The organism is Bradyrhizobium sp. GW821-FHT13H05, from assembly GCF_058804065.1.
Map to the genome: position 1 here is coordinate 1 of NZ_JBXAPO010000025.1, position 23,950 is coordinate 23,950.

The following is a 23,950-nucleotide window of genomic DNA, read 5'->3' on the forward strand; positions in this document are numbered from 1 at the left end:
GGTGTTGTCTCGCATCGGAATCCTCCCTGAACAGGATGAATTCGATCAGCGAATTAGTGAACATGCACAATTGCGAGGAGCTCTTGCGACGAAGCAATCCAGCATCCCTCCGCGGAGACAATCTGGATTGCTTCGCTGCGCTCGCAATGACTGGGCGCGATCGGAATTCCGCGGTTTGGAATTGCAGTAACGGCATCCGCCACGGCGACACAACGCAATACTTGACAGTGGAAAGATTGCCTTGTTGGTATGGCTCCCAACGTCAATTTGACCGCCAGAAGAGGATCGCTCCGCAATGTCCATGCCTGCCTTGTTCAAAGGGCGTCTGTCGATCCCCGTGATCGGCTCGCCGCTCTTCATCATCTCGGTGCCCGATCTCGTGATCGCGCAGTGCAAGGCGGGTGTAGTCGGCTCGTTTCCGTCGCTGAACGCGCGGCCGCCGGAGCTGCTCGACGAGTGGCTGGCGCGGATCACCGAAGAGCTCGCGGCCTATGACCGCGCCCATCCCGACAAGCCGTCGGCGCCGTTCGCGGTCAACCAGATCGTGCACAAGTCGAACAACAGGCTCGACCACGACATGCAGCTCTGCGCCAAGTACAAGGTGCCGATGATCATCTCCTCGCTCGGCGCGCGCGAGGAACTCAATCAGGCGGTGCACGGCTGGGGCGGCATCGTCTTCCACGACGTGATCAACCAGAAATTCGCCCACAAGGCGATCGAGAAGGGCGCCGACGGCCTGATCCTGGTCGCAGCCGGCGCCGGCGGCCATGCCGGCACCGTCTCGCCGCTCGCCTTCGTCGCCGAGACGCGAAAATGGTTCGACGGTCCGATCGCACTGTCGGGCGCGATCGGCAACGGCAAGGCGATCCGCGCGGCGCGCATCCTCGGTGCCGACTTCGCCTATATCGGCTCGGCCTTCATTGCGACGAAGGAAGCCAACGCGGTCGAGAAGTACAAAGAGATGATCGCGGGCTCGACGGCCGACGACATCGTCTATTCCAACCTCTTTACCGGCGTGCACGGCAATTATCTGAAGCCCTCGATCCTTGCCGCCGGCATGGATCCGGAAAACCTGCCGACCTCCGATTCTTCCAAGATGAATTTCGGCACCGACGCCTCCGGCGAGCGCGCCAAGCCGAAGGCCTGGAAGGAGATCTGGGGCTCCGGCCAGGGCATCGGCAGCATCGACGGCGTCGTGCCGGCCGCCGAGCTGATCGCACGCTTCAAGAAGGAATACGACGAAGCGATCGATCCGCCGTTGTGATGGCTCTGTGATGACGGCCATCTACCGCGTCGACGGCAACAGCGTCGTCACCAGCCCTGATGCCGCGGGTCCCTGGGACCGGCGCATGCAGCACGGCTCGGCGCCGGCGTCGCTGGTGACGTGGGCAGCCGAGCGCATTGCGACGCCGGTGCCGATGAACATTGCGCGTGTCACCATCGATCTGATGCGGCCCGTTCCGGTGGCGCCGCTTGCGATTGCGACCGAGGTTTTGCGCGAGGGCCGCAAGATCCAGCTCTGCGAAATCAAGCTGCTGGCCGACGGCGTACAGGTCGTCGGCGCGACCGTGCTCAAGATCAAGGCTCAGGCGCAGACGCTGCCGGATGACGTCAGGGAGCTGCCGGTCACGCTGCCCGCGCCCGAGGATTCGCTGGTCGAAGACGGCCACGCCGCCACCAGTCCCTTCGTGCGAATGGTCTCGATGCGCGCGGCGCGTGGCCGCTTCGGCCGGGCCGGAGCCGGTGCGATCTGGTTTCGCGTCGATCATCCCCTGATCGAAGGCGAAGCAGTCTCGCAGGCCATGCGTGCGATGGTCGCGGCCGACTTCTCCAATGGCACCGCCTCGACACTCGATTTTCGCGCCTGGACCTACATCAACGCCGACCTCACCGTGAGCTTTGCGCGTCAGCCGGTCGGTGAATGGATTTTGCTCGACGGCGAATCCTGGATCGGCCCGGATGGCGCGGGGCTTGCGATGTCCCGGCTGGCTGACCGGCAGGGCTATTTCGGCCGCGCGGTGCAGAGTCTCGTCATCGAGAAGCGCTAGGACCGGCCCACGAGCCTTCCAGATTCGCCTGGTTGCGGGATCGTTCCGCCTTTCCTGGCTATCTTCGGCAGAGTCCCACTGCCCGCGCTGCATAGGTCGCGACGGCCGAGCGCGGAACCGATTGTTCCATTCCCGGTTTTATCCCTGCAGAGGGAAAAAATGACTTCGATCGAGAAACTCGCAGGGAAAGCCCAAACCGGAATTTGGGGTCTGGACAACATCCTGTCCGGGGGATTGTCGCGCGGACACGTGTTCCTCGTGGAAGGCGCGCCGGGCACCGGCAAGACGACGGTGGCCTTGCAGTTCCTGCTTGAAGGTATCAAGGCGGGTGAAAGATGCCTGTATATCACCCTGTCGGAGACGGAACGCGAATTGCGGGATGGCGCCGCCTCGCATGGCTGGGTGCTCGACGATGGATTGACGATTTTCGAATTGCTGCCGCCGGAGAGCCTACTCGATTCCGAGCAACAGCAGAGCCTGCTGTACTCGTCCGATCTCGAACTCGGTGAGACGACCAAGCAGATTTTCGAGGCGGTCGATCGCATCAAGCCGCACCGGGTCGTGCTCGACAGTCTTTCCGAAATCCGGCTTCTGGCGCAGAGTTCGTTGCGATACCGCCGGCAAATCCTGGCCATCAAGCACTATTTCTCCAGGTTCAACACCACCGTAATGCTGCTAGACGATCTCACGGCCGATGTTGCCGACAAGACTGTGCACAGCGTGGCGCATGCGGTTTTTCGGTTGGAGGAGCTTGCTCCCGCCTACGGCGCAGAGCGCCGCCGCGTGCGCGTCATCAAGTATCGAGGCACGAAATTCCGCGGTGGTTATCACGACGCCACCATCACCACGGGTGGCCTGAACGTGTTTCCAAGGCTGGTGGCTTCGGAGCACCGCGCCGATTTCATCCGTCGCAGGTTTTCGAGCGGCATCGTCGAACTGGACCAGCTGCTGGGCGGCGGCGTGGAAACGGGTTCGAGCACTCTCGTTCTCGGCCCCTCGGGAACCGGCAAATCTCTCATCGCAATCGTGTTTGCTGCCGCGGCCGTGGCGCGGGGCGAGAAGGCCGCGCTGTTTGTGTTCGATGAAGAACTGGGCCTGCTCTTCGCGCGCATGAAGGGTATTGGAATAGATCTCGACGCGATGTGCAGCGACGGCAGCCTCGTGGTCGAGCAGGTGGATGCAGCCGAGCTCTCGCCCGGGGAATTCGCTCACATGGTACGCGAGCATGTGGACGAGCGGGGGATTCAGACTGTCGTGATCGACAGCCTCAATGGTTATCAGGCGGCGATGCCCGAGGAAAACTCCCTCATCCTCCACATGCACGAGCTGTTGCAATACCTGAACCGCCGCGGTGCTGCGACATTCATGACGGTCGCCCAGCACGGTCTCGTTGGTGACATGAAAGCGCCAGTCGACGTCACCTATCTGGCTGATACCGTGATCCTGCTGCGCTATTTCGAGGCGCAGGGCAGCGTACGGCGTGCCGTTTCCGTCATAAAAAAGCGGATGGGCCTGCACGAATCGACGATCCGGGAGTACCGCATCAGCAATCGCGGTCTCTCCATCGGCGAGCCCCTGGAGGAGTTTCAGGGTGTGTTGCGCGGCGTGCCCGTCTATGTCGGTGAAGGACGGCCTCTCTTGCGGGAGCCCGGTGCGTGAGACCGGCCGAATCGTCCGAGCGGGCCATCGTCCTTGCCCCGACGGGGCGCGATGCGTCCGTTGCCGCCGGCTTGATTACGGAAGCAGGCTTTGCCGCCGACGTTTGTGCCGACCTCGATGCGCTCGTGCGCGAGATGGCGGCCGGCGCGGGGCTCGCCATCATAGCCAACGAGGCCGTGAAAACCGCCAACCTGCGCAGCCTGGTACGATGGTTGAACGAGCAGCCCTCATGGTCCGATTTTCCGATTGTCCTGTTGACCCGCCAGGGCGGCGGACCGGAACGAAATCCCGACGCCATGCGGCTCGCTCTGGCGCTGGGAAATGTAACGTTCATCGAGCGCCCGTTTCATCCAACCACGTTGGTCAGCGTCGTGGGATCCGCCATCAGGGGTCGCCGGCGTCAATATCAGTCGCGCGCCATTCTGGAGAATCTCACGGAGAGCGAGGGCCTGCTGCAAACAGCCTTGAGGGCGGGGCGGCTCGGAGCGCTCGAGCTGCACCTGCCGTCGTTGATGCTCGACGCCTCGAATGCCTGCAAGCTATCTTTCGGGCGTCGGCCGGAGCAGGAACTCTCATATGAGGACTTGCTCGCTTCCGTGCATCCGGATGACCGCGCCAGACGACAGGGTGTGTTCGACCGGGCCGTCGCCAGTGGCGGGGATTACAACATCGAATACCGAAACATCTGGCCTGACGGGTCCCAGCACTGGGTCGATGTGCGTGCTCGCGCGGTTCTCCGGCCCGACGGCACGGTCCGATCGATGGTCGGGGTGTGCTCCGATATCACTTCGCGCAAGGTTGCGGAGATCGAGCGTGAAGCATTGCTGGCGCAGCTTGCGGCAGAACGCACTGCGCTCGCCGAATTGACCGCGACGCTCGAACAGCGCGTCGAGCAGCGCACCGCAGACCTGATGAAGGAGGTCGCGGCTCGTGAAAGAGCGCAGGATCAACTGCGGCAGGCGCAGAAAATGGAGACCATCGGGCAGTTGACCGGCGGCGTCGCCCATGACTTCAACAACCTGTTGATGGCCGTCATGGGCAATCTCGATCTGCTGCGCAAGCGCATACCGGACGACCCGCGTCTGCGTCGGCTGATCGATGGTGCGCTGCAAGGAGCGGAACGGGGCGCGTCTTTGACGCAGCGCCTGCTTGCGTTCGCGCGGCAGCAGGATCTGCGGGCAGTGGCGATCGATCTGGGCGCTCTCGTCAAAGGCATGATCGACCTGCTCGAACGTTCGCTGGGCCCCCGCGTCGAATTGCGGCTGGATGTTCCAGATCAATTGCGGCCCGCTCGCGCCGATTCCAACCAGCTCGAACTCGCGATCTTGAACCTCGTCATCAACGCACGCGACGCGATGACGGACGGCGGCGCGATCGACATTCGCATCCGCGACTATAAGGCAAATGGCGATCACGTCCTGCCGCCCGGGCAGTACCTGGAGCTGTCCGTGATCGATACTGGCGAAGGCATGTCTCCTGAGACATTGAAGCGGGCGGTAGAGCCGTTCTTCTCGTCAAAGCCGCTGGGGAAAGGAACCGGTCTTGGCTTGTCGATGGTGCATGGCCTTGCCGAGCAGCTCGGCGGCGCGCTTCGGCTCTCCAGCACAGTGGGAACTGGCACCACGGCGACCTTGGTTCTTCCGGTTGCAACCCAGGCTCCGGAAGCCGCGGCGTCGGGCCCGGTGGTGCCGCAGGCTGGTCGATCGGCGATCATACTTTTTGTCGATGACGATCCGCTGATCGCCATGTCGACCACGGAAATGCTCGAAGATCTCGGACATCGCGTCATCGGAGTCAGCTCGGCCCTGCACGCCCTCGATATCATTAGAAGCGAGCAACCGATCGACCTCTTGGTGACAGACCATATGATGCCGAGCATGACCGGGGTCGAGTTGGCCGCTGCCTCGCGTCAATTGCGCCCGTCACTGCCAATCTTGCTTGCCACCGGATATGCCGAATTGCCTGAGGGAGCTCAACTCGATCTGCCGAGGCTGGCCAAGCCCTACCATCAGGACCAGCTCCGCGATCGCCTTGATCAGATGCTTCGCTGAGGCGGGCGCTGCTCAACACCTAACCCACCATCCGGTCTCGCCCGTTCCAAAACCCTGCGCGCAGCACCTTCTTGTCGACCTTGCCGACGCCGGTCATCGGCAGCTGCTTGACGAACTGGATCTGCTTCGGCGCATGCGCCGAGCCTTTTCGCGTCTTCACCAGGTTGATTAGCTCGTCGGCATCGGGCTTTGCACCCTCGCGCGGTACGACGATGGCGGTGACGGCTTCGCCCCATTTCTCGTCGGGGATGCCGACGACCGCGACCATTGCCACGTCGGCGTGCTGCGACAGCACGTCCTCGATCTCGCGCGGAAAGATGTTGAAGCCACCGGTGACAATCATGTCCTTCTTGCGGTCGAGGATGAACATGTAGCCGCGCTCGTCCTTGCGTGCGATGTCACCGGTGTGGACCCAGCCGTTCCTGAGCGTCTCGGCGGTGATGTCCGGCCGCCTCCAGTATTCCGCCATCACATGCGGGGCGCGCACGCAGATCTCGCCGGCGTCGCCCGTCTTCACCTCCTGGTCGTTGTCGTCGAGGATCTTGACCTCGCAGGCCGCGATCGGGAAGCCGCAGGACAGGAACAGCTCCGGCGTCCTGGGATCGTGATCGGCCTTGCGCAGCACCGAGACCGGATAGCATTCGGTCTGGCCGTAGAGCTGCGAGAATACCGGCCCGATGCGCTCGATGCCCTCGACCAGCCGGCTCGGCGACATCGCGGAGGCGCCATAGAGCACCAGCTCGAGCGAGGACAGGTCGGTCCTGCCCAGCGCGGGATGGTCGAGCAGCACATAGATCATGGTCGGCACGAACAGCGTGAAATTGATGCGCTCGCGCGCGATCGTCGCCAGCACGGCCTGGGGATCGAAACCTTTCAGCATGTGCACGGTCCCGCCGCGCATCAGCGTCGGCAGCACCTTGGTGCCGGCGACATGGCTGATCGGCGCGACCGCGAGATACCGCGCAGCGTCAGGAATTTCGAAGTCGGCGAGAATCGCGGCGGCGGCTCCGGCATTTTCGCGGTGATAGCGCAGCGCGCCCTTGGATTTGCCGGTGGTGCCGCCGGTGTAATTCAGCGTGGAGAGATCGTCAGGGCCGGCGAGGCATAACGGGTTGGTGTGGCCTTCGATCTCGATCGCCTGCAGGAGGTCGGCGCCATAGTCGGCAGGTCCCATGGTGAAAACAGCCTTGAGCTGGCCCGCCTGCGCGGCGAGCTCGCCGCCGCGATCGCGGAACGCGGCCGCATCCACTACCAGCACCTCGGCCTCGGAATCCTCGAGCTGGAACAGCTGGTCTCCCCGCGATCCCAGCGGATGCAGCCAGGTGACGCAGAGCCGCGACAATTGCGCGGCGACGCCGGCGCACCAGGTGTCGGCGCGGTTCGCGGTAAGGAAGGCGACGCGCACGCCGGGCTGCAATCCAAGCCGCATGAACACGCCCTGGATGCGGCCGATCAGGTCGATGGTGCCTTGATAGCTCAGCGATCCGCCGGGCCATGCAAACGCGGTGCGGCCGGGATAGCGCGACAGCGCCCGTAGCGTCTGCGCGCAACTCGGGGACGATGCGTGGAGCGGATCGGACATATGTTTCCTCGTTGCTTTGTCATCGGCTTGTGTCGTGCCAATGTTTGCGCGCGACGCTAGCACAGGGAAGGCGGGATGGAACGACAAAGCCCGCGCAGGGAGGCAAGCGTGACGGGGAGGCTTGTGTGACATCCGATCGACTGCATCACTTCCGTGATCGTCTCGCTCTGCCTCTGATCGCGGCGCCGATGTTTCTGGTGTCAGGCGTCGAGCTCATGGTCGCGGCCTGCCTCAATGGTGTGATCGGCAGCTTCCCCACCGTAAATTGCCGCAGCACGGAACAACTCGAGGCGTGGCTCACCGAATTTGAAACGCGGCTGCGGCAGCACGAAGATCAATCGGGTCGCAAGGCCGCGCCGCTCTGCCCGAACCTGATCGTCCACCGCTCCAACGCGCGGTTGGAGGATGATCTCAATGTGCTGTTGCGGCACAGACCGGAGATCGTCATCACCTCGGTCGGCTCGCCCGCGCCGGTCGTGAAGCCGTTGCACGATGCGGGTGCGCTGGTGCTGGCGGATGTCGCCTCGATCCGCCATGCCGAACGCGCGGCGGAAGCTGGTGCCGACGGGCTGGTGCTGCTCACCGCAGGCGCGGGCGGGCAGACCGGCTGGCTCAATCCGTTTGCCTTCGTCCGCGCGGTGCGCGCGTTCTACGACGGCATCATCGTGCTGGCCGGCGGTATCAGCGATGGTCGCGGGCTGCGCGCGGCCGAAGTGCTTGGCTGTGATCTCGCCTACATGGGCACGAAGTTCATCGCGACGCGCGAGAGCATGGCAGACGAACGCCACAAGCGCATGCTGGTCGAGAGCAGTGCCGACGACATTCTGCTCACCACCGCATTCACGGGTTTGCAGACCAGCATGCTGAAGCCATCGATCGTGGCTGCGGGCCTCGATCCCGACGACCTGCCGGCGCGCGGGGCGATCGACATCGCTGAGGATATCGACGTCGCCGCGCGGGAGAACCGGCCAAAGCGCTGGCGCGATATCTGGAGCGGCGGGCACTCGACATCGGGCGTGACCGACGTGCTCGCGGTTGACGATCTCGTTGCACGGACCGTCGCTGAATACCGTCAAGCAGGTGGGCGGTAGGTGGCGCCAGCATTTCTCCCCGTAAGAACGGGGGGAGGAGACGCCGCCGCATCGATCACAGTTAATCTCGCATAGCTCCGCAGCCCCTCACTTAACGGCAGATTAACCATCGTTCGCCCAAAATCCCCCTCAAGGCCGCCAATCAGGACCGAGAGGGACAGGCGATGGACTTCGATTTTCTCAACTCCAAGACGGCAGCATCGCTGGACGAAATCCGCGTCCGCGTGGCCCATGCGCTGGCCCGCCACCCGCTGTGCCGCAATGTGCGCTTCGACATCGTCAGCGTCCCCCGCACCCGCCGGGGCGGCAACTGGACGGTGACGTTGCAATCGGTCGAACCGCGTGCGGTCTGGGAGGCTTCCGAGATCGTCGCCGACATCCAGGATGCCTACGATCTGGCGGCAGCTGCCTGATTTGATTGGCTTTTTCTGGACATGTCGCGGCAGTCCGCGCGATTGCCGCCGCGATGGCACGGTTAAGCCTTAATTTTCGCCCAGTTTCCGGGCAGTGATCACGTGGACTTGAAGTTGGGCGCGGAGAGACGTTTGTCCAAAGCCATCACCATCGTCGTGCTGACCTGTTTCCTCGTCCTCGGCGCCGCCACCACCGCCATTCTCGGCCGTGACAGCGTGCCAAGCCTCAGCGCCGAGATGATCACGCAGACCCCGCCGGCGAAGCCGCTTGCCACCAACCGCGCCGCCAAGGCTGACCGTCTGGTTCCGACTCTGGCGCTCGCCTCGGCCGCGATCGACCCGGTGCAGGTGCCCGCCGACAGCCTTTCGCAGGCGCCGGTGCTGACCGAGCCGCTGCGCCAGGCCTTTGCCGCCGCAACGCCGGCCGATTTCCCGATGCCCAGGACGAGCACATCGGCGAGTGTCAACGAGGCGCCGGCCGCAGCGGACGTTCCCGCCAAGCCAAAAGTCGTTGCCAAGCCGCAGCCGCAGAAAAACTATTCGCTGCTCTCCGACGCCCAGATTTCGGGCATCAGGGATCGCCTGAAACTGTCGTCATCGCAGGAATATTACTGGCCCTCGGTCGAGACCGCGCTGCGCAATGTTGTCCGCAAGATCTCGGCCAACAAACTCTCAAATCCGAACGCACCGCCCAGCGCGCAGATCGATCCGAACTGCGACGAGGTCCAGCAGTTGAAGTCGGCCGCGATGCCGCTCCTGTTCCAGCTGCGTGACGACCAGAAGGAAGAAGTGCGCAAGCTCGCCCGGCTCATCGGGCTCGAGAAGGTCGCGCAGCAGATCTGACGTGCGGTTCCCGCGCGCATGATCCGGAAAAGTGTGCAGCGGTTTTCCGTAGAGATCATGCGCTCACAATAAGCTAAAGCGGGATGACTTCTCGTCGTGCTTTAGGGAACCACCTCGATCAGGAACATCCGGCAATCCCCGCGCGTTGCCCGCTCCGAAAGAGGGAGTGGATCAATGCGCGCCTCGACAGCTTATTTTGTCGGTGCTGGAACCATCGTCGCGGCCATCGCCATTGGTCTCGGCGGCGGCATCGTCGCCGGCAACATCATGAATCCGATCGCGCCCAAGCAGGGCCCGGACACCGGCAAGATGGCGCAGCGCGCTGAAGCCGCTGCCACGCCAGTGACGACCAACGCACCATCCGAGCGCGTGCGGTATCTCACCGGATCGCAAACCTTTGGTGCGGCGGTCGCGACGCCCGCACAGGCTGAGGGCGAAGCGAAGCTAGAGGCAAAGCCCGACACGCAGACAACTCAGGCGAAGGCTGAATCGCCGGCGCCGCAGCCGTCGCAAGCGGCCTCAGTCGAGCCGCCGAAGGCGGCACCTGCATCGCCTCCGCAAGTTGCAAAACCGGCCGAGCAACAGGCTTCGACAGAGCCGTCCTCACCTGACAACGCGTATGCCAAGGCCAGGGATGCTGACGTGCAGCGTGCTGCGTCCGAACGGCGCCGACTGGATCGCCGCGAGCGCTGGGCCGAACGCCGTCGTTACGATTCCCGCGAGCAACGCGGCACGCGCGACCGCATCGATTGGGACGATGTCGCACGCAACGTCCGCGAGGATTCAGATCCTCGCGATGTTGCCAGCCGTCCGCGCGGTGGCTCCCCGCGGATCATGCTGTTCGGGCGTGACGACGACTAGCGCCTAGCCCAGGATCGCGGCCGCTGCGCGCTCGGCAATCAGGATCGTCGGCGTCTGAATGTTGCCCGAGATCATGATCGGGATCACCGAGGCGTCGGCGACATGCAAGCCATCGATGCCGCGCACCTGCAATTGCTGCGGATCGACGACGGCCAGATCGTCCGTGCCCATCCGGCAGGTCGAAGCCGCGTGGTAGAGCGTGGTGCAATGTCCCCGAATATAATCGGCGATCTCGGCGTCGCTCGCGGCTTCCGCGCTCGGCGTGATCTCGCCCTCGATCATCTCCTTCAGCGGCGACTGCGCGGCGATGCGGCGGTTGATGCGCACGCCCTCGATCATGGTTGCGATGTCGCTGCCGCTCGCATCCGAGGTAAAATAGCAGGGGTCTATGGCGGGATGCTCGATCGGGTCGGCCGAGCGCAGCGTGATCCGGCCGCGGCTGTTCGGCCGCTGCAACGTCGCATGCAGGGTGATGCCCGGCCTGGACGACAGGAAGCGGACATAGTCGCGGTGCGGGCTGATCGCGCCGTAGAGCTGGAGGTCCGGCTCGACATCGCTGCGGCTGCGGACATGCGCGCCGGCCGCGACCCAGGGCGAGGTGCGCGGACCGCTGCGGCTGGTTTCCCACTCGGCAAGGCTCGCAGCCAGACTCTCCTCGGTCCAGGCGCCGACGCCGATCTTCTCCCTGGTATAGAAGGTGACGGGAATGTTGATGTGGTCCTGGAGATCGCTGCCGACGCCCGGCAGATCGTGCACGACGTCCACGCCGGCCACCTTCAATTCGTCGGCGGGGCCCACGCCTGACAGCAGGAGTTGCTGCGCCGAACCGATGGCGCCGGAGGCAAGCACCACCTCGCTGGTGGCGAAGGCGCTCTTCGGTTGCCCGTTGTCGAGATATTCGACGCCGATCGCACGACCGCGCTCGATGATGACGCGGGTCACGCGCACGCCCGTCTTGAGCGTGAGATTGGCGCGCGTCAGCGCCGGGCGCAAATAGGCCTTGCCGGTGCCGAAACGCTCGCCGTCCTTGATGACGAACTGGAAGAGGCCTGCGCCTTCCTGGGTGGCGCCGTTGAAATCGGGGTTGTGCGGGAGCCCGGCGGCTTGCGCTGCCTCCAGCCATTTCAGCTCGTTCGGATCGACATGGGGCACGTCGGCGACGTGCAGCGGGCCGCTGGTGCCGTGCAAGGGATCGTCGATGAAGCGCGCATTGTTCTCGAAGGCGATGAATTTCGGCAGCACGTCGCGCCACGCCCAGCCCGCGCATCCCGCCTTCTCCCAGCCGTCGTAATCGGAAGGAAGGCCGCGGATATAGATCATCGCATTGATCGCGCCGGAGCCGCCGACCATCTTGCCGCGCGGCCAGAAGATCCGCCGTCCGCGGCAGCCGGCTTGCGGCTCGGTGTAATAGCCCCAGTCGACCGCGGTATTGAACATCGTCGGCCAATCCGACGGGATGTCGGAAGCACGCGGCGCGGCTCGGCCCGCTTCCAGCACCAGCACCTTGCGGTGCGGATCGGCCGACAGGCGGTTGGCCAGCACGCAGCCGGCCGAGCCGGCGCCTACGAAGATGGTGTCGTACATTGAAGAGCGCTCCGCCAAGAAATTACGCAGCGGAGCGCTTGCAAGATTTGTGCTTTGGGCGCGACCTCGTCATTCCGGGATGCGTGCGCAGTACGCAGCCCCGGAATCGCAGTTGGATCAGCCCCCGTGCGACTCCACGACCTTGCGGCAGGCGTCCGAAAGCTTCGACTTGTTCTCGCGCAGGCAGGCGTTCATCTGCGGCGGCTTGCCGACGTGCTCGGCGCAGAATTTGCTGGCGTCGCCGCGGCAGGCCATCTGCTCCTGCAGCGTCGGACCGGATTGCGCTGCGGCGGGCAGGGCGGTGGCGGCGAGCAGCAGCGCGGCAAGAACCGAAATCTTCATAAAGCACCTCTTTGGGATTGTCGGCGGTCCCGTTTGGGATCGAGCGGGCCGGACCTTCTCGCGCGGCCTGGTGCCGGTCCATGCCATGTTCATGGCATCGGCTCGCGGCCCCGGCTGCTGCACCCCCATCTTCATGGCATGTATCCGCGCATCGTCTTTTGGCATTCAGGCGGCACGTCGGCAGCGAAACTCGGTGATTGCATCGGGACGCCGAACGGGAAGCAGGAGAGCAAGATGTCGAATAAAGCGGGAGCGCTGAGCGCCGGGCTGACGATCATGGTGCTGGCGGGCGCGGCGACGGTGTCGCTGGGTACGAGCCCGGCACAGGCGGTGGTCTATTGCAAGACCATCGGAATACCCAAGGGCTGCGTGGTGCGGCCGACCGCAGCGGTGGTGGTCGCGCCGGGAGCGCCGGTCGCGGCGGCCGCGGTTGCGACACCCGGTGTCGGTGCGCCCGGCGTCGGTGTGCGCGCAGGCACGCCGATGAATCGCGGCGGTCCGGTCAATCGCGTCGGCGTGCGCTGACGAATTCGTTCGATTGATTTGATTGCATCGCTTCGGGCTAGGAAGCCGTGCGGACGAACCCCCCGTCCTCCGCAGGCAAACAATCCGGCCCGTTCCCTCTCTCCGTACGCCCCACACGTTCGGGGAGGGGGCTTTTCAGCCCGCAGCCGCGTCGCTGTCGGGAAAGATCTGCGGCAATTGCAGCCGCACCCGCGTGCCGGAGGCATCCGAGTTTAGATCGAGCACCGCGCCACAGCGCGCGGCGCGACTTCTCATGTTGCGCAAGCCCCGTGCGGTCTGGCCCGCGCTGCCGGCCTCGCCGTTGCCGGCCAGTGCAAAACCGCGGCCGTCGTCGGTGACGCTGATCACGCCATACGGCTCCCGGCCGCCATCGAGCGTTTCGATGGTGACCGCGATATTGCGGGCCTGCGCGTGCTTGACGGCATTGGTCACGGCTTCGTCGAGGATGCGCACGATCTGGATCACATGCCATGGCCGCAATTCCGGATGCAGCGGCAGGCCCTGCGGCGTCGCCACGCGCCAGTCGAGCGCGATGTCGTGCGGCCGCAATTGCATTGCCGCGCGTTCGCGCCAGGAGCCGAGCGCGAGCATGAGGTCGCCGCCGATGTCGTCCATGGAGTCGATGACGAGACGCAGGTCCTTCAAGGCCGCGCGAGCGGCGTCCGTGATGGTCGCTCCCTCATGGCCGCGCTCGGAAAGTGCGACGATGCTGACGAGCTGGCCGCCGAGGCCGTCATGCAGATCGCGCATCAACCGCGTGCGTTCGTTGGCGAGCGCGGCGGCACGGGCGCGCGCCTCCTCGCGGGCAAAGCTCGCCTTCAGCCGCTCCTCGGCCTCGCGCACGCGCGCCACCAGCTGTCCGGCAAAGCTGTCGACCTGGTTCAGCGCGCGGGCAAAGCGCCAGGTCAGCCCGGCACCGATCGCGACCAGCATCGCCGAATAGGACAGGCGCGAAACGAAGATGCGCTCATTGGTCATGATCTCGAACGCCGCCAGCATGTCATGAACCCAGCAGGTCAGCACGATGGTCACGGCGCAGCCGATCGTGAAACTCGCGGCATCCTGCCGCCGCACCACTGCGCCCGCGGTGATGCAGGCCATCAGGCCCAGGCAGATCCCGACCGTGGGGATCCCGAGAACAAGAAACAGGATGCGCGGCAGCGGCGGGCCCGCGATCAGCCCGACCAGGAACACGACGAGGCCCGGTGCGAACAGCAGCGTGCCGTAGCGCGGCCAGCGCCATCCGAAGAACAGCACGGCGAACATGACGATCAGCGCGCTCTCGGTCGGCGCCGATGCCAGCAGCACCGTGGCAAGGCGCGACGTGGTGGCCGGCGGCACCGGTGGCGGCACGAACGCCTGCATCACGCCCAGCACCATCGCCGCCGCCAATACGCCGTAAACCGGCTCGCGTCGCCGCATCAGCCACATGATGGCGAGGATGACGGCGAGGATCGACTGCCAGGCGGAGAACACCACGGGCAGCGTGACGAACAGCAGCGTGCGCGTCTCAAAGGCCGGACGCAGGGCTGCATCGGGCCCGACATAGACGGTGTCGAGGAAACCCTTCAGCGGGCCCCATACGAACAGCCGTACCGTGATCTCGTTGCTGCCGTCGTGCAGCAGCGAGGCGGGAATCAGCGCGATCTGCGGCGTGTTGCGGTCCGGCCGGTTGGCATTGAAATCGCGGCGGGAGTCGAGCACGATGACGCCGTTGACGGCGACCTCCACGGCGTTGCTGAAGCGCGGCAGGAACACCGACCATCCCGACGCTGCACCGTCGCGCCGGAAGACGAAGGTGCCTGTGTAGAGTGGCGGGTCGGTCAGCGAGTAGCGGGACGACGTGAAATGAGGCAGCGTCACCGGGCGTGTCGCGCCGTCCTCGCGCAGCGAAAATCCGCTCAACGCAAAATCTTCGGGATCGCTCGGCTGGAGCAGCCGCAGCCCGAGAATGGTGGCGATCACGATCAACGCCTGGAGCAGCAGGTAGGGCACGAGGCGCGAGGCCAGCAGCCGACGCCGCGCGGGTTTGACCGGTGCCTTCGCCGCGATCTCGCTCACAGCTTGATCAGGCCCTGCTGCACCGCCTCGAACACCGCTTCGCTGCGCGTGTGCACCTCGAGCTTGCGATAGATGTTCTTGATGTGCCCGGGCACGGTCTGTTTGGACAGGCCGAGATGGCTCGCGATCTCGGCATAGCTGAAGCCTTTTGCGATGCCCCAGAGGATGTCGATCTCGCGCGGCGTCAGTCTTGCGGTGTTGAGCGCGGGACCCGGCGGTGGCTCCGCCGCGTTCTGTGCCGCGCCCTGTGTCCTGCGCACGATGAAGCGGGCGATCGAGGCCGAGATCGGCGAATGGCCGGCGACCAGGTCGCGCACGGTGGTGGCGATGTCGGTCGGGAAGGCGTCCTTGAGCAGATAGCCGGTGGCGCCGACCGTGATCGCCGAGATCACGCTCTCCTCGTCGCCGAGCGCCGAGATCACCATGATCTCGGTGTCAGGAAAGCGTTGCCTCATCTCGCGGATCAGCTCGATGCCGTGGCCGTCGGGCAGCCTGAGATCGGTGAGCAGCACGCGCGGCGCCGCCTCGCCCAGCGCGGAGCGGGCTTCCGCCAGTGTGCCGGCGCTGCGGACCTCGTAGCCGGCCTTGACCAGCGCGTCCTGCAGCCGCCAGCAGGTCGGCGCATCGTCCTCGACGAGGAGGATGGTGATGGTTTCACCCGTCTCGCCCTGTTCGCTCATGTGCATCGTCCCGCACCGCGTGTCCCCCGCGGCGCGAGGCCAAGTTTAGCCGCGGCGCGAACGCCGCGACACCCATAATCATGGGGCAGAAAAATCCGTCGGCCGGGACGGATCGTACCGACCCGCCCGACTCGCCATCAACTATTATTTTGCCCCTGCAGCCTTCTGTGCTTCCACCGGCTTCGGCGGCGCCTCGGGCACCGGGAGCCGCTGCACCTTGATCCGCGCCGTGCCGCTGTTGTTGTCGTAGAATTTTTCGGTCCGTCCCTGGAAGGGAGCGAGCCACCGCGGAGTTATGCAGCAGGGCAGCACGGTCGGAAAGATCTGGACGGCGTCGTTGACGTAGAAGAACAGCTCGCCGGAATCGGGCGCAACGAACTCGGCGACCAGATGGCCGGTCAGATTCTGTCCCTTCCAGATCTGAGCCGCGGCCGGGAGGTCGGTGACCTGGATCGGCTGGAAATCGCCGAGCTTCCCAAGGTTAGCCCTGAACTCGGCGTCAGCCCTGGGATCATCTTCAACATGTATCGGGTACCTGCCCTTGTTCCTGTTGAGGTCGTCCTCCGCCGGCAGAGTCGGACTCATACGCCGAGGTTGTTCGTCGGCCGGCGTCACGTTGACGGCTTGGAGCGGAATGTCGTTCATGCCCTTCGCTCCGACGCGTACCACCGGCTGGAACCAGTCCGCACCGGACAGGCGGCGCATCGGCAGGGCGAAGTAGTGGGCCCAGGAATAGGTCTCGAATCCGTTGACGCCGGTCATGATGGTGCGGTCGAACCAGGGCTCCTCCATGTCGAGCCAGACGCGGTATTTGCGGCCTTTCTCGACCGCAAGGCCGCTCCACCAGCAGAGCTTCCGCGTCTCGAACACGCTGCCGGCCTCGGTCGGATCGTCGGATACCGGCTTGCCGCTCGCGAACGCCACGGAATTCGCGCTCTTGATCTCGGGCGACGAGCAGACCTTTCCAAGCGCGACGCGTCCGGTGAAGAAACTGCTGGAGGTGATCACCATCACCAGGCTGAAGATCGCGAACAGGAAGGCGCCGGGCATCAGCCACCTCGCGAACACCGTGCTCACCCACGTCATTCGGTGCCGCATGAAGTAAGCAATCTGGTGCGGGAAGGCAGCTTCGGCGATCCGCGGCCGGCTGGCCTTGCGGTCTGTTTTCCAGGCGAGCCGCGCGCGCTCCTGGATTGTGTCGCGCAGGATGCTGTTCCAGCGCCACAGCAAGTATGTGGTCACGCCGACGGCTGAGGTCAGGATTGGATAATAGACCGCGATGCGCAGCCAGGGCAGGGCGTAGGACGGCAGGACGCTCTTGATCATGTCGGCGATCGGCGCCGCGATTGCACCCAGAAGCCAGTCGAGATTGGTGATGATCGAGAGCGTGCTCGTGCCTTCGAAGCCGTGCTCCTCAAACCATCGGACCAAGGCGCGTGCGATCCACGGCCACAAGGCGATGACGCCGACCATGATCAGGAGAAGGAAATACGCAACGCGCCGCCACCACACGGTGTCACGCGTCAAGCTCGACATCGCGGGGTCAGGCGTTCCCATGCGGTTGAAGAGGGCGGCTTCCCGCGTGCTCCCGGGAGACCTTGACAGATAGGCCGCGTTCATCATTGCGCGAGTGGCCTGCTCCTCGAGCTCTCTCTGATATTTGTCCTTCGCCTTCGATTGCAGCGGCAGTTGCGTTCCGCCGGGCAGCACCGTTCCGCGGGGAAGCGTCGCTCCGTCGGGCAGCACCGTTCCGCCGGGCAGCACTGTTCCGTCGGGAAGCGTCGTTCCGTCGGGCAGCACCGTTCCCTCCGGCAGCACCGTTTCGTCCGGAAGCGTCGTTCCGTTCGGCAGCAGCACGAGGCAGTCCGCCGGAAGCATGATCGGTGCATAGTCGTCGCAGCCGAACAGCATGCGCTCGATGACGGCGAAGTGGACGACGGGCCGGCCACCATCCTCCGCGTTCGAAAGGATCGGGCGCGGTCCGTAGCGGTACAGCACCGCCGCGCCGCTGCGTGAATCGTGCCTCGGTCCGATGGCCGACTGATACTTGTTGAAGTGGTCGATCTCGCCGTCCTGGAAGCGCAGCCTGCCGCCGAGCTGCTCCACCATCCAGGCCAGCGGCACGAAGGACAGTGTGGATTCCGGATAGCCGCCACCAATGTCGGAATGAACGCCCGTGAACCACACTTCCTTGACGACCTGGTCTTCGGCCAGGTCGCTCTGGTCGATCCGCAGCGGATGGAAGGTGGTGCGCTCGTCGTCCAGCGCGAGCGCGTGATAGGCCTGCTTCACCTTGGGCGACAGCCGGTGATTGCGGAACGAGATCGGCCAGATCGCGAGGTCGATGGCACGACGGAGCTCCTCGATCGGAACGCCGAACGCCTCGACGGTGTCGAACAGTCCGAGGAATTCGATCTCGACGTCCTGGCGCTCGCCCATGTGGCGGCGCACTTCGGCATAGGGGCGGTGGCGCCAGTGATAGACGAAGAGCAGGAAGTCGCGGATCCAGCGCGTGATCCAGATCGTCGGCAGGCTCTTGGACCATGGCACGGTGTGGCGGCGGTATTCGCGCCAGGCGGCCATGACATTGCGTTCCATCTCCGCATGCGACACCGGCGTGTTGTCGATCACCGCAGGCACGAGGCCCTGGTTCGAGATCAACGCCGCGAGCGTGCGCGCGGTGAAGGCGCCGCGGCTGAAGCCGAAGATGTAGATCTCGTCGCCGGGACGCCAATTCCAGCACAGGAAGCGATAGAGCTTGCGGACGTTGGAAGGGACGCCGATGCCGGTGGCGCCGTCGAGCGCGGCGAGCGGCGCCCAGCCGGCGGTGCCGACACCCTTGATGTAATGTGCGATCTGGTCCGGCTGGGTATGGTCGAGCGCCTCGTAGAGACGCCAGACGCTGGATTCCTGGGTGGTGAATGCGTTGCCCGTACCGTCGGCGAACAGCACCAGCTTGCGTCCCAACGGCACTGCGGCTGTTGTCCCGCCGGGGGGCGCATCGACATGCGCATCCTCGTTCCGCGCATCCAGGTTCCGCGCATCCACGTTCGGCGCGCCATCATGGTGCGGCATGGGCCCCTCCGGCAATTCGACCGGGAAGCGCTTCAGGCCTGAGCCGGGCAGCACTCTCCGGGGTCAATCAATGGTTGCGTGATGAAAATGCAGATGCAGATTGTGCACAAACCCGCTGAGGTAGCAAGCGGGGACCGCGCCGGTTCGCCGTGGCCGGTCGCCGCGGGATGACGGGTCGCGGAAGACAATCGTCTTGCAGGTGGGCGTGGCGACGCGCTGGAGGAGCCGCGACGGCGGACGCCTCTCCCCGGCAAACGGGGAGAGGCGGAGTCTTCAGCTCTTATTTGCCATTGCCGCGGCACGCGCCGCCAGGGCCGATGTGGTAACCGCGCGGGCAGGCATGCGCGGCGGGGTTGGCGTAGTTTCGCAGGCAGCCGCCATAGGGACCGCGGTGCCAGCCGGGGCCGCAGCCGCCGGCAATTGCGATGACGTCGCCATTCGCGGTCGCGTTGAGCAGGGTGAGCGGCATGGCCTCGGCAACGCCCGTGATCGCGCCGAGCGCGAAGGCTGCGGCAAACAGGGTGCGCATCATGTCTTGTCCTCCCAAATGCCGTTGCCTCAATGACCGGCGGCGAATGCGATGCCGGCGCGCACTTCGGCGATGGCCTGGTCGATCAACCCGATGGCCTTCTCGCGATGGCCGCCTTTGTTCGGCTCGGCCTTGCCGAGCTCGGCGCGCGCCGATTGCAGGATCGCGATCGATTCGTCCATGTGCGGCTGCGCACCCAGCGCATAACCGATGCAGAGGCTGGTCGCGATGACGCCGCCGAGCACGAGGCTGCGGGGTAGAGAGGTTCGCATGTGATTGTCTCCTCCAGCGGGCGTCAGGCTGGGGCCGCCCGGTTGCCCGGATGCAGTCTCCTCTGTGCGGGATGCAGCATCCGACGCCTGAATAGGGCGTTCCTGCGCGAAGCGTCTTGGACTGTCCGGCGCTGGCGGCGTCGCGACTTGGACTGACCGGCGCAGCTTGATTCACGTTGGCGTGCTGATAGCCTGTGGTGGCCAGCCTTCAGCATGAGGGTCATCTCTTGCCTGCGAGGTTCGGCAGGTTTCGCGCGCGATTTCTTTTTCGAAAAAGTCTTTCTTGGAATTCCTTGCGATGTCCGTCATCAGGAAAGCGCTCTCGACCGATATGCTGCCGCAGGATCTGTCCGACCGGCAGCGCTTCATCCGCTTCGCCGAACTGTTCGAGCATTTCTCCAACACAGGCGAGCTCGATCCGGCGTCCGACGTGCCGTTCCGCGCCACGATGAATTCGATCCATGTCGGCACCACCATGCTCGGTCGCTGCGATGGCAGCTTCGTCACGGTGCGGCGGGAGAAGCGCCAGGTGATCGAGACCGGCGACGATCGCTTTTGCCTCGCTCGCAATACCGGTGATCTCCCCTCGCAAGTGATCCATCGCGGCCGCGAATTCACCATGCGGCCTGGTTCGATGGTGCTGCTCAAGCTCGACGAACCCTTCTTCGCCGCCGACGGCGCCAGCCACAAGCGCTTCACCAACGTGCACCTGCCGGTCGATACGCTGCGGGCGATGGTCCCCGGTGTCGACGATCTCGTCGGCTGCGAGCTCGAGCCCGGCGGCGCGCTGTCGCTGGCGATGGACTACAGCGATCTCCTGTTGCGCCATCCCGCCGCTGCCGATGAAGCCGGCATGGCGATCGCCGCCCATCTGCTCGATCTCGCCACGATCGGTCTCGGCGCCCGCAGCGATATCGCCGCCGCGGCACGGCGTCGGGGCTTGCGCACCGTGCGGCTCAAGGCCGTGTTGTCGATCCTGGAGCTGCGTTTCCACGAACCGGATTTTTCGGCGCAGAAGCTCGCCGCCGCCGCCGGCCTGTCCGAACGCTACGTCAACGAGCTGCTGTTCGAGGCCGGCGCCAGCTTCACCACGCGCCTCAACGAGCTCCGCCTGCGCAAGGCCGCCGACCTGCTCGCGCACCGCGAAGGCCGCATCAGCGACATCGCCTTTGCCTGCGGCTTCAACGACCTCTCTTATTTCAACCGCTGCTTTCGCCGACGGTTCGGGCTGACGCCGACCGCAGCGCGAGGGAAGTGAGGGATCAAGACGAAACATCTACCCGCGGCGGCGGATAGCGCCGCGCCAGCGCCGACAGCGGTAGATGCCGCTCGCCCTCCGGCAGCTCCAGGAAGGCCAGCACCAGCGGCCGCTTCCTGTCACCGATGCCGAAATCCATCGCCGTCCATTTCTGCGGCTCGGGGCCTTCGAGGCCCCGGACCCAGACGAAATAGCGGGGGAGGTCGTCGGCGTCGGCTTCCGTCGTGCGTCTCCTGGCCATCGAAGCTGCTCGCTGCATCACCATCCGTTGCGGTAGGATATAGGTATTGGCTCGCTGAAGTCGAACTCCCGGCTGCGGGTCCTGGGAGGCTTGACCGGTTGGTCAATGCGCAGGTCTGAAGATATGAACGAAACCGCGATCGATGGCTGGGGTAACGCCTCGGACGTCACGAAAAAGTTGATCGGCTCGTGGTCCCTCAACCGGGTCATCGAAAGCCAGGCCACGATGCAGGGCATCGCTATCTTCACGCCCCTGGACGGGGCGCGGCTGGCCTATCGCGAGCAGGGATATCTGAAGCTTGCGAACGGCACAGAGGTGCAGGCCGAACGCGAATACCTCTTCAGCAACAGCGACGGGGGATTCAAGGTCTTCTTCAGGGAAGATCCACCGCGGCTGTTTCACGAGATTTCGCTGTCCGCATCGTCAGGAGGAGCGCTGAGCGGGCGCGCGCACCATCTTTGCAAGCGCGACGACTATCAGTCGGCCTATATGTTCCTGCCGGATGGCACGTTCGTCGTCCGTCATGTCGTGTCGGGTCCGAGCAAGGACTACACGATGAACACGACCTATACGCGTCTGCCGGAACCGAGCCGGCGCGATGGTGCCGGTCGTGCCGCGTTTTACCGCCAGAGTTGAACCTCCGCCACGCGCTTGATGTAGGCGAGCCGCCGTTCGGCGTTAGCGCGGAGGTCGATGCTTTCAACCAGCGTCAGCAGGCGCCGATAGGCGCCCTTGGCGACTTCGACCGGCAGCGGGCCTCGTCAAAGGCCTCGACGACATAGCTGCCAACTAGTCCGCTCGACAGCCGGCACAGGCCGCGCTGGTCTGGATCGTCCCGGCCGAGCGTCTCGAGCTTTTGCTGGAATGTCCGGAAGGTGCGCAGACCGTGGTGCTGTTGCGAAAGCCACGTATGCAGGTCGTTCATGTGAGCCTCTTCGAATTATGGAAGAAGCTGCCGGTTTATACAGGCGGGCTGTGACGATTGCTAGCGAGGGAATATCGGACTCGTTGATCCAGTCCGCCTTCGCCAAGGCTCCGGCGGGACAGCCTTCGTTGCTTCGCATGGATAGACTCGCGCTTGGCCGTGGCCCGGAATCGAACCGACAGTATAGATAATTGATTTCAGTCAAATATCCTGGACCCTCTCCTCCGTGTACTCACGCGGTTACTCACACGATTATTGGTTCGTATCGATGGGCCACGGCGTCTACGGTTCATGTCTCTGGCTTGATGCCTCTTGATCGAGGATACCTTCTGCGTCTCCGCAAATGTTTCGCAATCTTCGCGCGACCGGCCAAAGCGCTTCGATCTCAGTGCTATCTTTGCTCAAATTCTTTATGGTCAGCCCGGCAAGTAGAGCGTCATACTCGCTCAAGGTTGACCGAAGCGCGCCGATATAGGGAATTGCGCTTTGGGGGAAGATATCGAGATTTGCCCAAACGTCGTCGAAATCTGACATGAAGGGCCGCGTTCTTAGCTTATCGACTGCAATGGTGTCTGAATCGGTTTGTGCTCTAAAAGCCTGAAACCTTCCGATTAGACCTCGAATCTCTTGCACCGTCAGCTTTAACTTCAGGAGCAAAGCCAGCCTTTTGGACGACTTCGCGACGTTGGCTTGCTGGCGATCAAAATCAAGCTTCGCCAAAGCGCTCCCATAGGCTAGACCCGCCGCGGATAGCGCAACGACTGCGGCCATAAGCGGCTGCCAGTCCTTCAATCTAAAATTCGGATCCGCCTGTATGGCAATTGCAATTGTTGCGATCAATCCAATGCCTACGGCGGTCGCGATACCTGGCCATTCTGGCTTTTGCATTTGCCCAATCCTGCCCAAGACTCTTGTCAATAGATCTAGCTGATTCTCGCACCGCTTCTGCCCATATCAAGTGCGACGGTGCGATCCTCCAGACAAATCGCGATACTGCCGTGCCGCCGAGACTATCGTGTCTCACTTGAGGGGGCAGTCCACCAAACTTGCCCGATCACGCGTGCACCCCCGTCGTTCAGAATTACGAGAATTACAGATGCGGCTCGGCCTTCGTTCCATGTTGTATGTACCCAATTTCTGGTGGGATGACTGATGCGAGGGCGCTTCCGATCGCGCGATCATTCGAACGCAGAACGAAAGGTTCATCGCAAGACGGGTGCCCAAGCGACAAGCCGGCGGAGGCGGCCCGACCGGAAGCGGCGTATCCCGGAGCGTCCATCCCCCTTTCTTCGCCGTACGGCAAATGTCGGGAGTTTCGCTCAAAAGATTCCGATTGACCGAAATTCGGAAATGGCGTATATGATCCGCCATCCCGGCCCAAGGATAAGGGGCGTTTCGCGATCGTCACGATACGCGGGCGGGGTGGCGGTGGACGCGGAGGCATCGGCGCGCAAGCAATCGCAGGGCGGGTTTCCCGTGAGCGGTTGAGCGGCGCGCGAACGACCGGTGCGGTCCGCGTACGGCAAAAGCGTGTCGTCCTGGCGCCCGGGGTCTGTGCGCCAAGCCTTGCGGTGATGCGGCGGCCCGACCGGGTCCGCGCGTCAGCCATCCGCAAGGCGACGGGGGCAATAGTGCAACGCTCCCTGGGGAGAGCACGTCATAAGCCGTCAACCCACTGCGCAGGGAAGGCCGGGATGTCCCAGGCTGCCCTGTATGCCGCTGTGCAGCCTCTTGTAGCGCAACCTTCGCACAGTGGACCGCGGGCGCCAGCCGGCGCCCGGTCTTCCCTGCGCCCTTTCCAAGCAAGGGGCGTCAAGAGAAGCTCACAGCTCGGGCGTCATGCGCCGCGAGGCTATATCCGCATGTTTTCCTGCTGTTTGAAAATTGAGTTGAGCCTGCTCGTCTTGCCA

The 23,950-nt window shown here is 64.3% G+C and carries 21 protein-coding genes and 1 pseudogene; 11 read left to right on the plus strand and 11 right to left on the minus strand.

What is annotated here, in order from left to right:
* Positions 1-295: 295 nt before the first annotated feature.
* The 4 genes from AC1RR3_RS37700 to AC1RR3_RS37715 all read left to right on the plus strand — a co-directional run bounded on the left by AC1RR3_RS37700 (position 296) and on the right by AC1RR3_RS37715 (position 5,758).
* Positions 296-1,264 carry an NAD(P)H-dependent flavin oxidoreductase gene (locus AC1RR3_RS37700; protein WP_492830259.1) on the plus strand — a complete coding sequence of 323 codons (969 nt, stop codon included), beginning with the start codon at positions 296-298 and terminating at the stop codon, positions 1,262-1,264.
* A gap of 10 nt (positions 1,265-1,274) precedes the next feature.
* Positions 1,275-2,048, plus strand: coding sequence for a thioesterase family protein (locus AC1RR3_RS37705; protein WP_492830261.1), 774 nt, complete (start codon positions 1,275-1,277; stop codon positions 2,046-2,048).
* A 159-nt stretch (positions 2,049-2,207) separates the two neighbouring features.
* Complete coding sequence (locus AC1RR3_RS37710) at positions 2,208-3,707, plus strand: ATPase domain-containing protein (RefSeq protein ID WP_492830263.1); 1,500 nt, start codon at positions 2,208-2,210, stop codon at positions 3,705-3,707.
* Entirely contained in the window at positions 3,704-5,758 is a 2,055-nt protein-coding gene (locus AC1RR3_RS37715) for an ATP-binding protein (protein ID WP_492830265.1), read from the plus strand. Before AC1RR3_RS37710 ends, AC1RR3_RS37715 begins: the two co-directional genes overlap by 4 nt.
* 19 nt (positions 5,759-5,777) lie before the next feature.
* Here the strand turns inward: AC1RR3_RS37715 and AC1RR3_RS37720 are convergent, their stop codons facing one another.
* Positions 5,778-7,340, minus strand: coding sequence for an AMP-binding protein (locus AC1RR3_RS37720; RefSeq protein ID WP_492830267.1), 1,563 nt, complete (start codon positions 7,338-7,340; stop codon positions 5,778-5,780).
* Positions 7,341-7,465: 125 nt separating this feature from the next.
* On the opposite strand from AC1RR3_RS37720, the gene AC1RR3_RS37725 reads away from it, so the two are divergent.
* The 4 genes from AC1RR3_RS37725 to AC1RR3_RS37740 all read left to right on the plus strand — a co-directional run bounded on the left by AC1RR3_RS37725 (position 7,466) and on the right by AC1RR3_RS37740 (position 10,548).
* On the plus strand, positions 7,466-8,431 hold the full coding sequence (locus AC1RR3_RS37725) for an NAD(P)H-dependent flavin oxidoreductase (protein WP_492830269.1): 966 nt from the start codon (positions 7,466-7,468) through the stop codon (positions 8,429-8,431).
* Between the two features lie 164 nt (positions 8,432-8,595).
* Positions 8,596-8,844: a hypothetical protein gene (locus AC1RR3_RS37730; RefSeq protein WP_271567644.1), complete on the plus strand. Its 249-nt coding sequence runs from the start codon at positions 8,596-8,598 to the stop codon at positions 8,842-8,844.
* Positions 8,845-8,976: 132 nt separating this feature from the next.
* Positions 8,977-9,687 carry a hypothetical protein gene (locus AC1RR3_RS37735; RefSeq protein WP_492830271.1) on the plus strand — a complete coding sequence of 237 codons (711 nt, stop codon included), beginning with the start codon at positions 8,977-8,979 and terminating at the stop codon, positions 9,685-9,687.
* Positions 9,688-9,861: 174 nt separating this feature from the next.
* Positions 9,862-10,548 (plus strand): hypothetical protein, encoded by a 687-nt coding sequence (locus AC1RR3_RS37740; protein ID WP_492830273.1) that lies wholly within the window; start codon positions 9,862-9,864, stop codon positions 10,546-10,548.
* Positions 10,549-10,551: 3 nt separating this feature from the next.
* On the opposite strand, the gene AC1RR3_RS37745 is transcribed toward AC1RR3_RS37740, so the two are convergent.
* Together AC1RR3_RS37745 and AC1RR3_RS37750 are read right to left on the minus strand one after the other, a co-directional pair.
* On the minus strand, positions 10,552-12,132 hold the full coding sequence (locus AC1RR3_RS37745; protein ID WP_492830275.1) for a GMC family oxidoreductase: 1,581 nt from the start codon (positions 12,130-12,132) through the stop codon (positions 10,552-10,554).
* Positions 12,133-12,249: 117 nt separating this feature from the next.
* Entirely contained in the window at positions 12,250-12,609 is a 360-nt protein-coding gene (locus tag AC1RR3_RS37750; RefSeq protein ID WP_492830277.1) for a cysteine rich repeat-containing protein, read from the minus strand.
* Positions 12,610-12,708: 99 nt separating this feature from the next.
* Between AC1RR3_RS37750 and AC1RR3_RS37755 the strand changes: the two genes are divergently transcribed.
* Positions 12,709-12,999: a hypothetical protein gene (locus AC1RR3_RS37755; RefSeq protein WP_492830278.1), complete on the plus strand. Its 291-nt coding sequence runs from the start codon at positions 12,709-12,711 to the stop codon at positions 12,997-12,999.
* Positions 13,000-13,134: 135 nt separating this feature from the next.
* On the opposite strand, the gene AC1RR3_RS37760 is transcribed toward AC1RR3_RS37755, so the two are convergent.
* The 5 genes from AC1RR3_RS37760 to AC1RR3_RS37780 all read right to left on the minus strand — a co-directional run bounded on the left by AC1RR3_RS37760 (position 13,135) and on the right by AC1RR3_RS37780 (position 19,616).
* Entirely contained in the window at positions 13,135-15,060 is a 1,926-nt protein-coding gene (locus AC1RR3_RS37760; RefSeq protein ID WP_492830280.1) for a sensor histidine kinase, read from the minus strand.
* Complete coding sequence (locus tag AC1RR3_RS37765) at positions 15,057-15,740, minus strand: response regulator (RefSeq protein ID WP_492830282.1); 684 nt, start codon at positions 15,738-15,740, stop codon at positions 15,057-15,059. Before AC1RR3_RS37765 ends, AC1RR3_RS37760 begins: the two co-directional genes overlap by 4 nt.
* 144 nt (positions 15,741-15,884) lie before the next feature.
* Positions 15,885-18,815 carry a T6SS phospholipase effector Tle1-like catalytic domain-containing protein gene (locus AC1RR3_RS37770; protein WP_492830284.1) on the minus strand — a complete coding sequence of 977 codons (2,931 nt, stop codon included), beginning with the start codon at positions 18,813-18,815 and terminating at the stop codon, positions 15,885-15,887.
* Between the two features lie 280 nt (positions 18,816-19,095).
* The gene (locus AC1RR3_RS37775) at positions 19,096-19,347 is read right to left on the minus strand and encodes a GCG_CRPN prefix-to-repeats domain-containing protein (protein ID WP_492830286.1); all 252 of its coding nucleotides are present in this window, start codon (positions 19,345-19,347) and stop codon (positions 19,096-19,098) included.
* 26 nt (positions 19,348-19,373) lie between these two features.
* Complete coding sequence (locus AC1RR3_RS37780) at positions 19,374-19,616, minus strand: hypothetical protein (protein WP_492830288.1); 243 nt, start codon at positions 19,614-19,616, stop codon at positions 19,374-19,376.
* Positions 19,617-19,914: 298 nt separating this feature from the next.
* On the opposite strand from AC1RR3_RS37780, the gene AC1RR3_RS37785 reads away from it, so the two are divergent.
* Positions 19,915-20,874: an AraC family transcriptional regulator gene (locus AC1RR3_RS37785; protein WP_492830290.1), complete on the plus strand. Its 960-nt coding sequence runs from the start codon at positions 19,915-19,917 to the stop codon at positions 20,872-20,874.
* 4 nt (positions 20,875-20,878) lie between these two features.
* On the opposite strand, the gene AC1RR3_RS37790 is transcribed toward AC1RR3_RS37785, so the two are convergent.
* Entirely contained in the window at positions 20,879-21,115 is a 237-nt protein-coding gene (locus tag AC1RR3_RS37790; protein WP_492830292.1) for a hypothetical protein, read from the minus strand.
* Between the two features lie 123 nt (positions 21,116-21,238).
* On the opposite strand from AC1RR3_RS37790, the gene AC1RR3_RS37795 reads away from it, so the two are divergent.
* Positions 21,239-21,751: a DUF6314 family protein gene (locus AC1RR3_RS37795; RefSeq protein WP_492830294.1), complete on the plus strand. Its 513-nt coding sequence runs from the start codon at positions 21,239-21,241 to the stop codon at positions 21,749-21,751.
* On the opposite strand, the pseudogene AC1RR3_RS37800 reads toward AC1RR3_RS37795, so the two are convergent.
* Both AC1RR3_RS37800 and AC1RR3_RS37805 read right to left on the minus strand, forming a co-directional pair.
* Positions 21,736-22,040, minus strand: a pseudogene (locus tag AC1RR3_RS37800) (hypothetical protein). The gene AC1RR3_RS37795 and the pseudogene AC1RR3_RS37800 overlap by 16 nt on opposite strands.
* Before the next feature lie 282 nt (positions 22,041-22,322).
* Complete coding sequence (locus tag AC1RR3_RS37805) at positions 22,323-22,928, minus strand: hypothetical protein (protein ID WP_492830296.1); 606 nt, start codon at positions 22,926-22,928, stop codon at positions 22,323-22,325.
* Between the last annotated feature and the right edge of the window lie 1,022 nt (positions 22,929-23,950).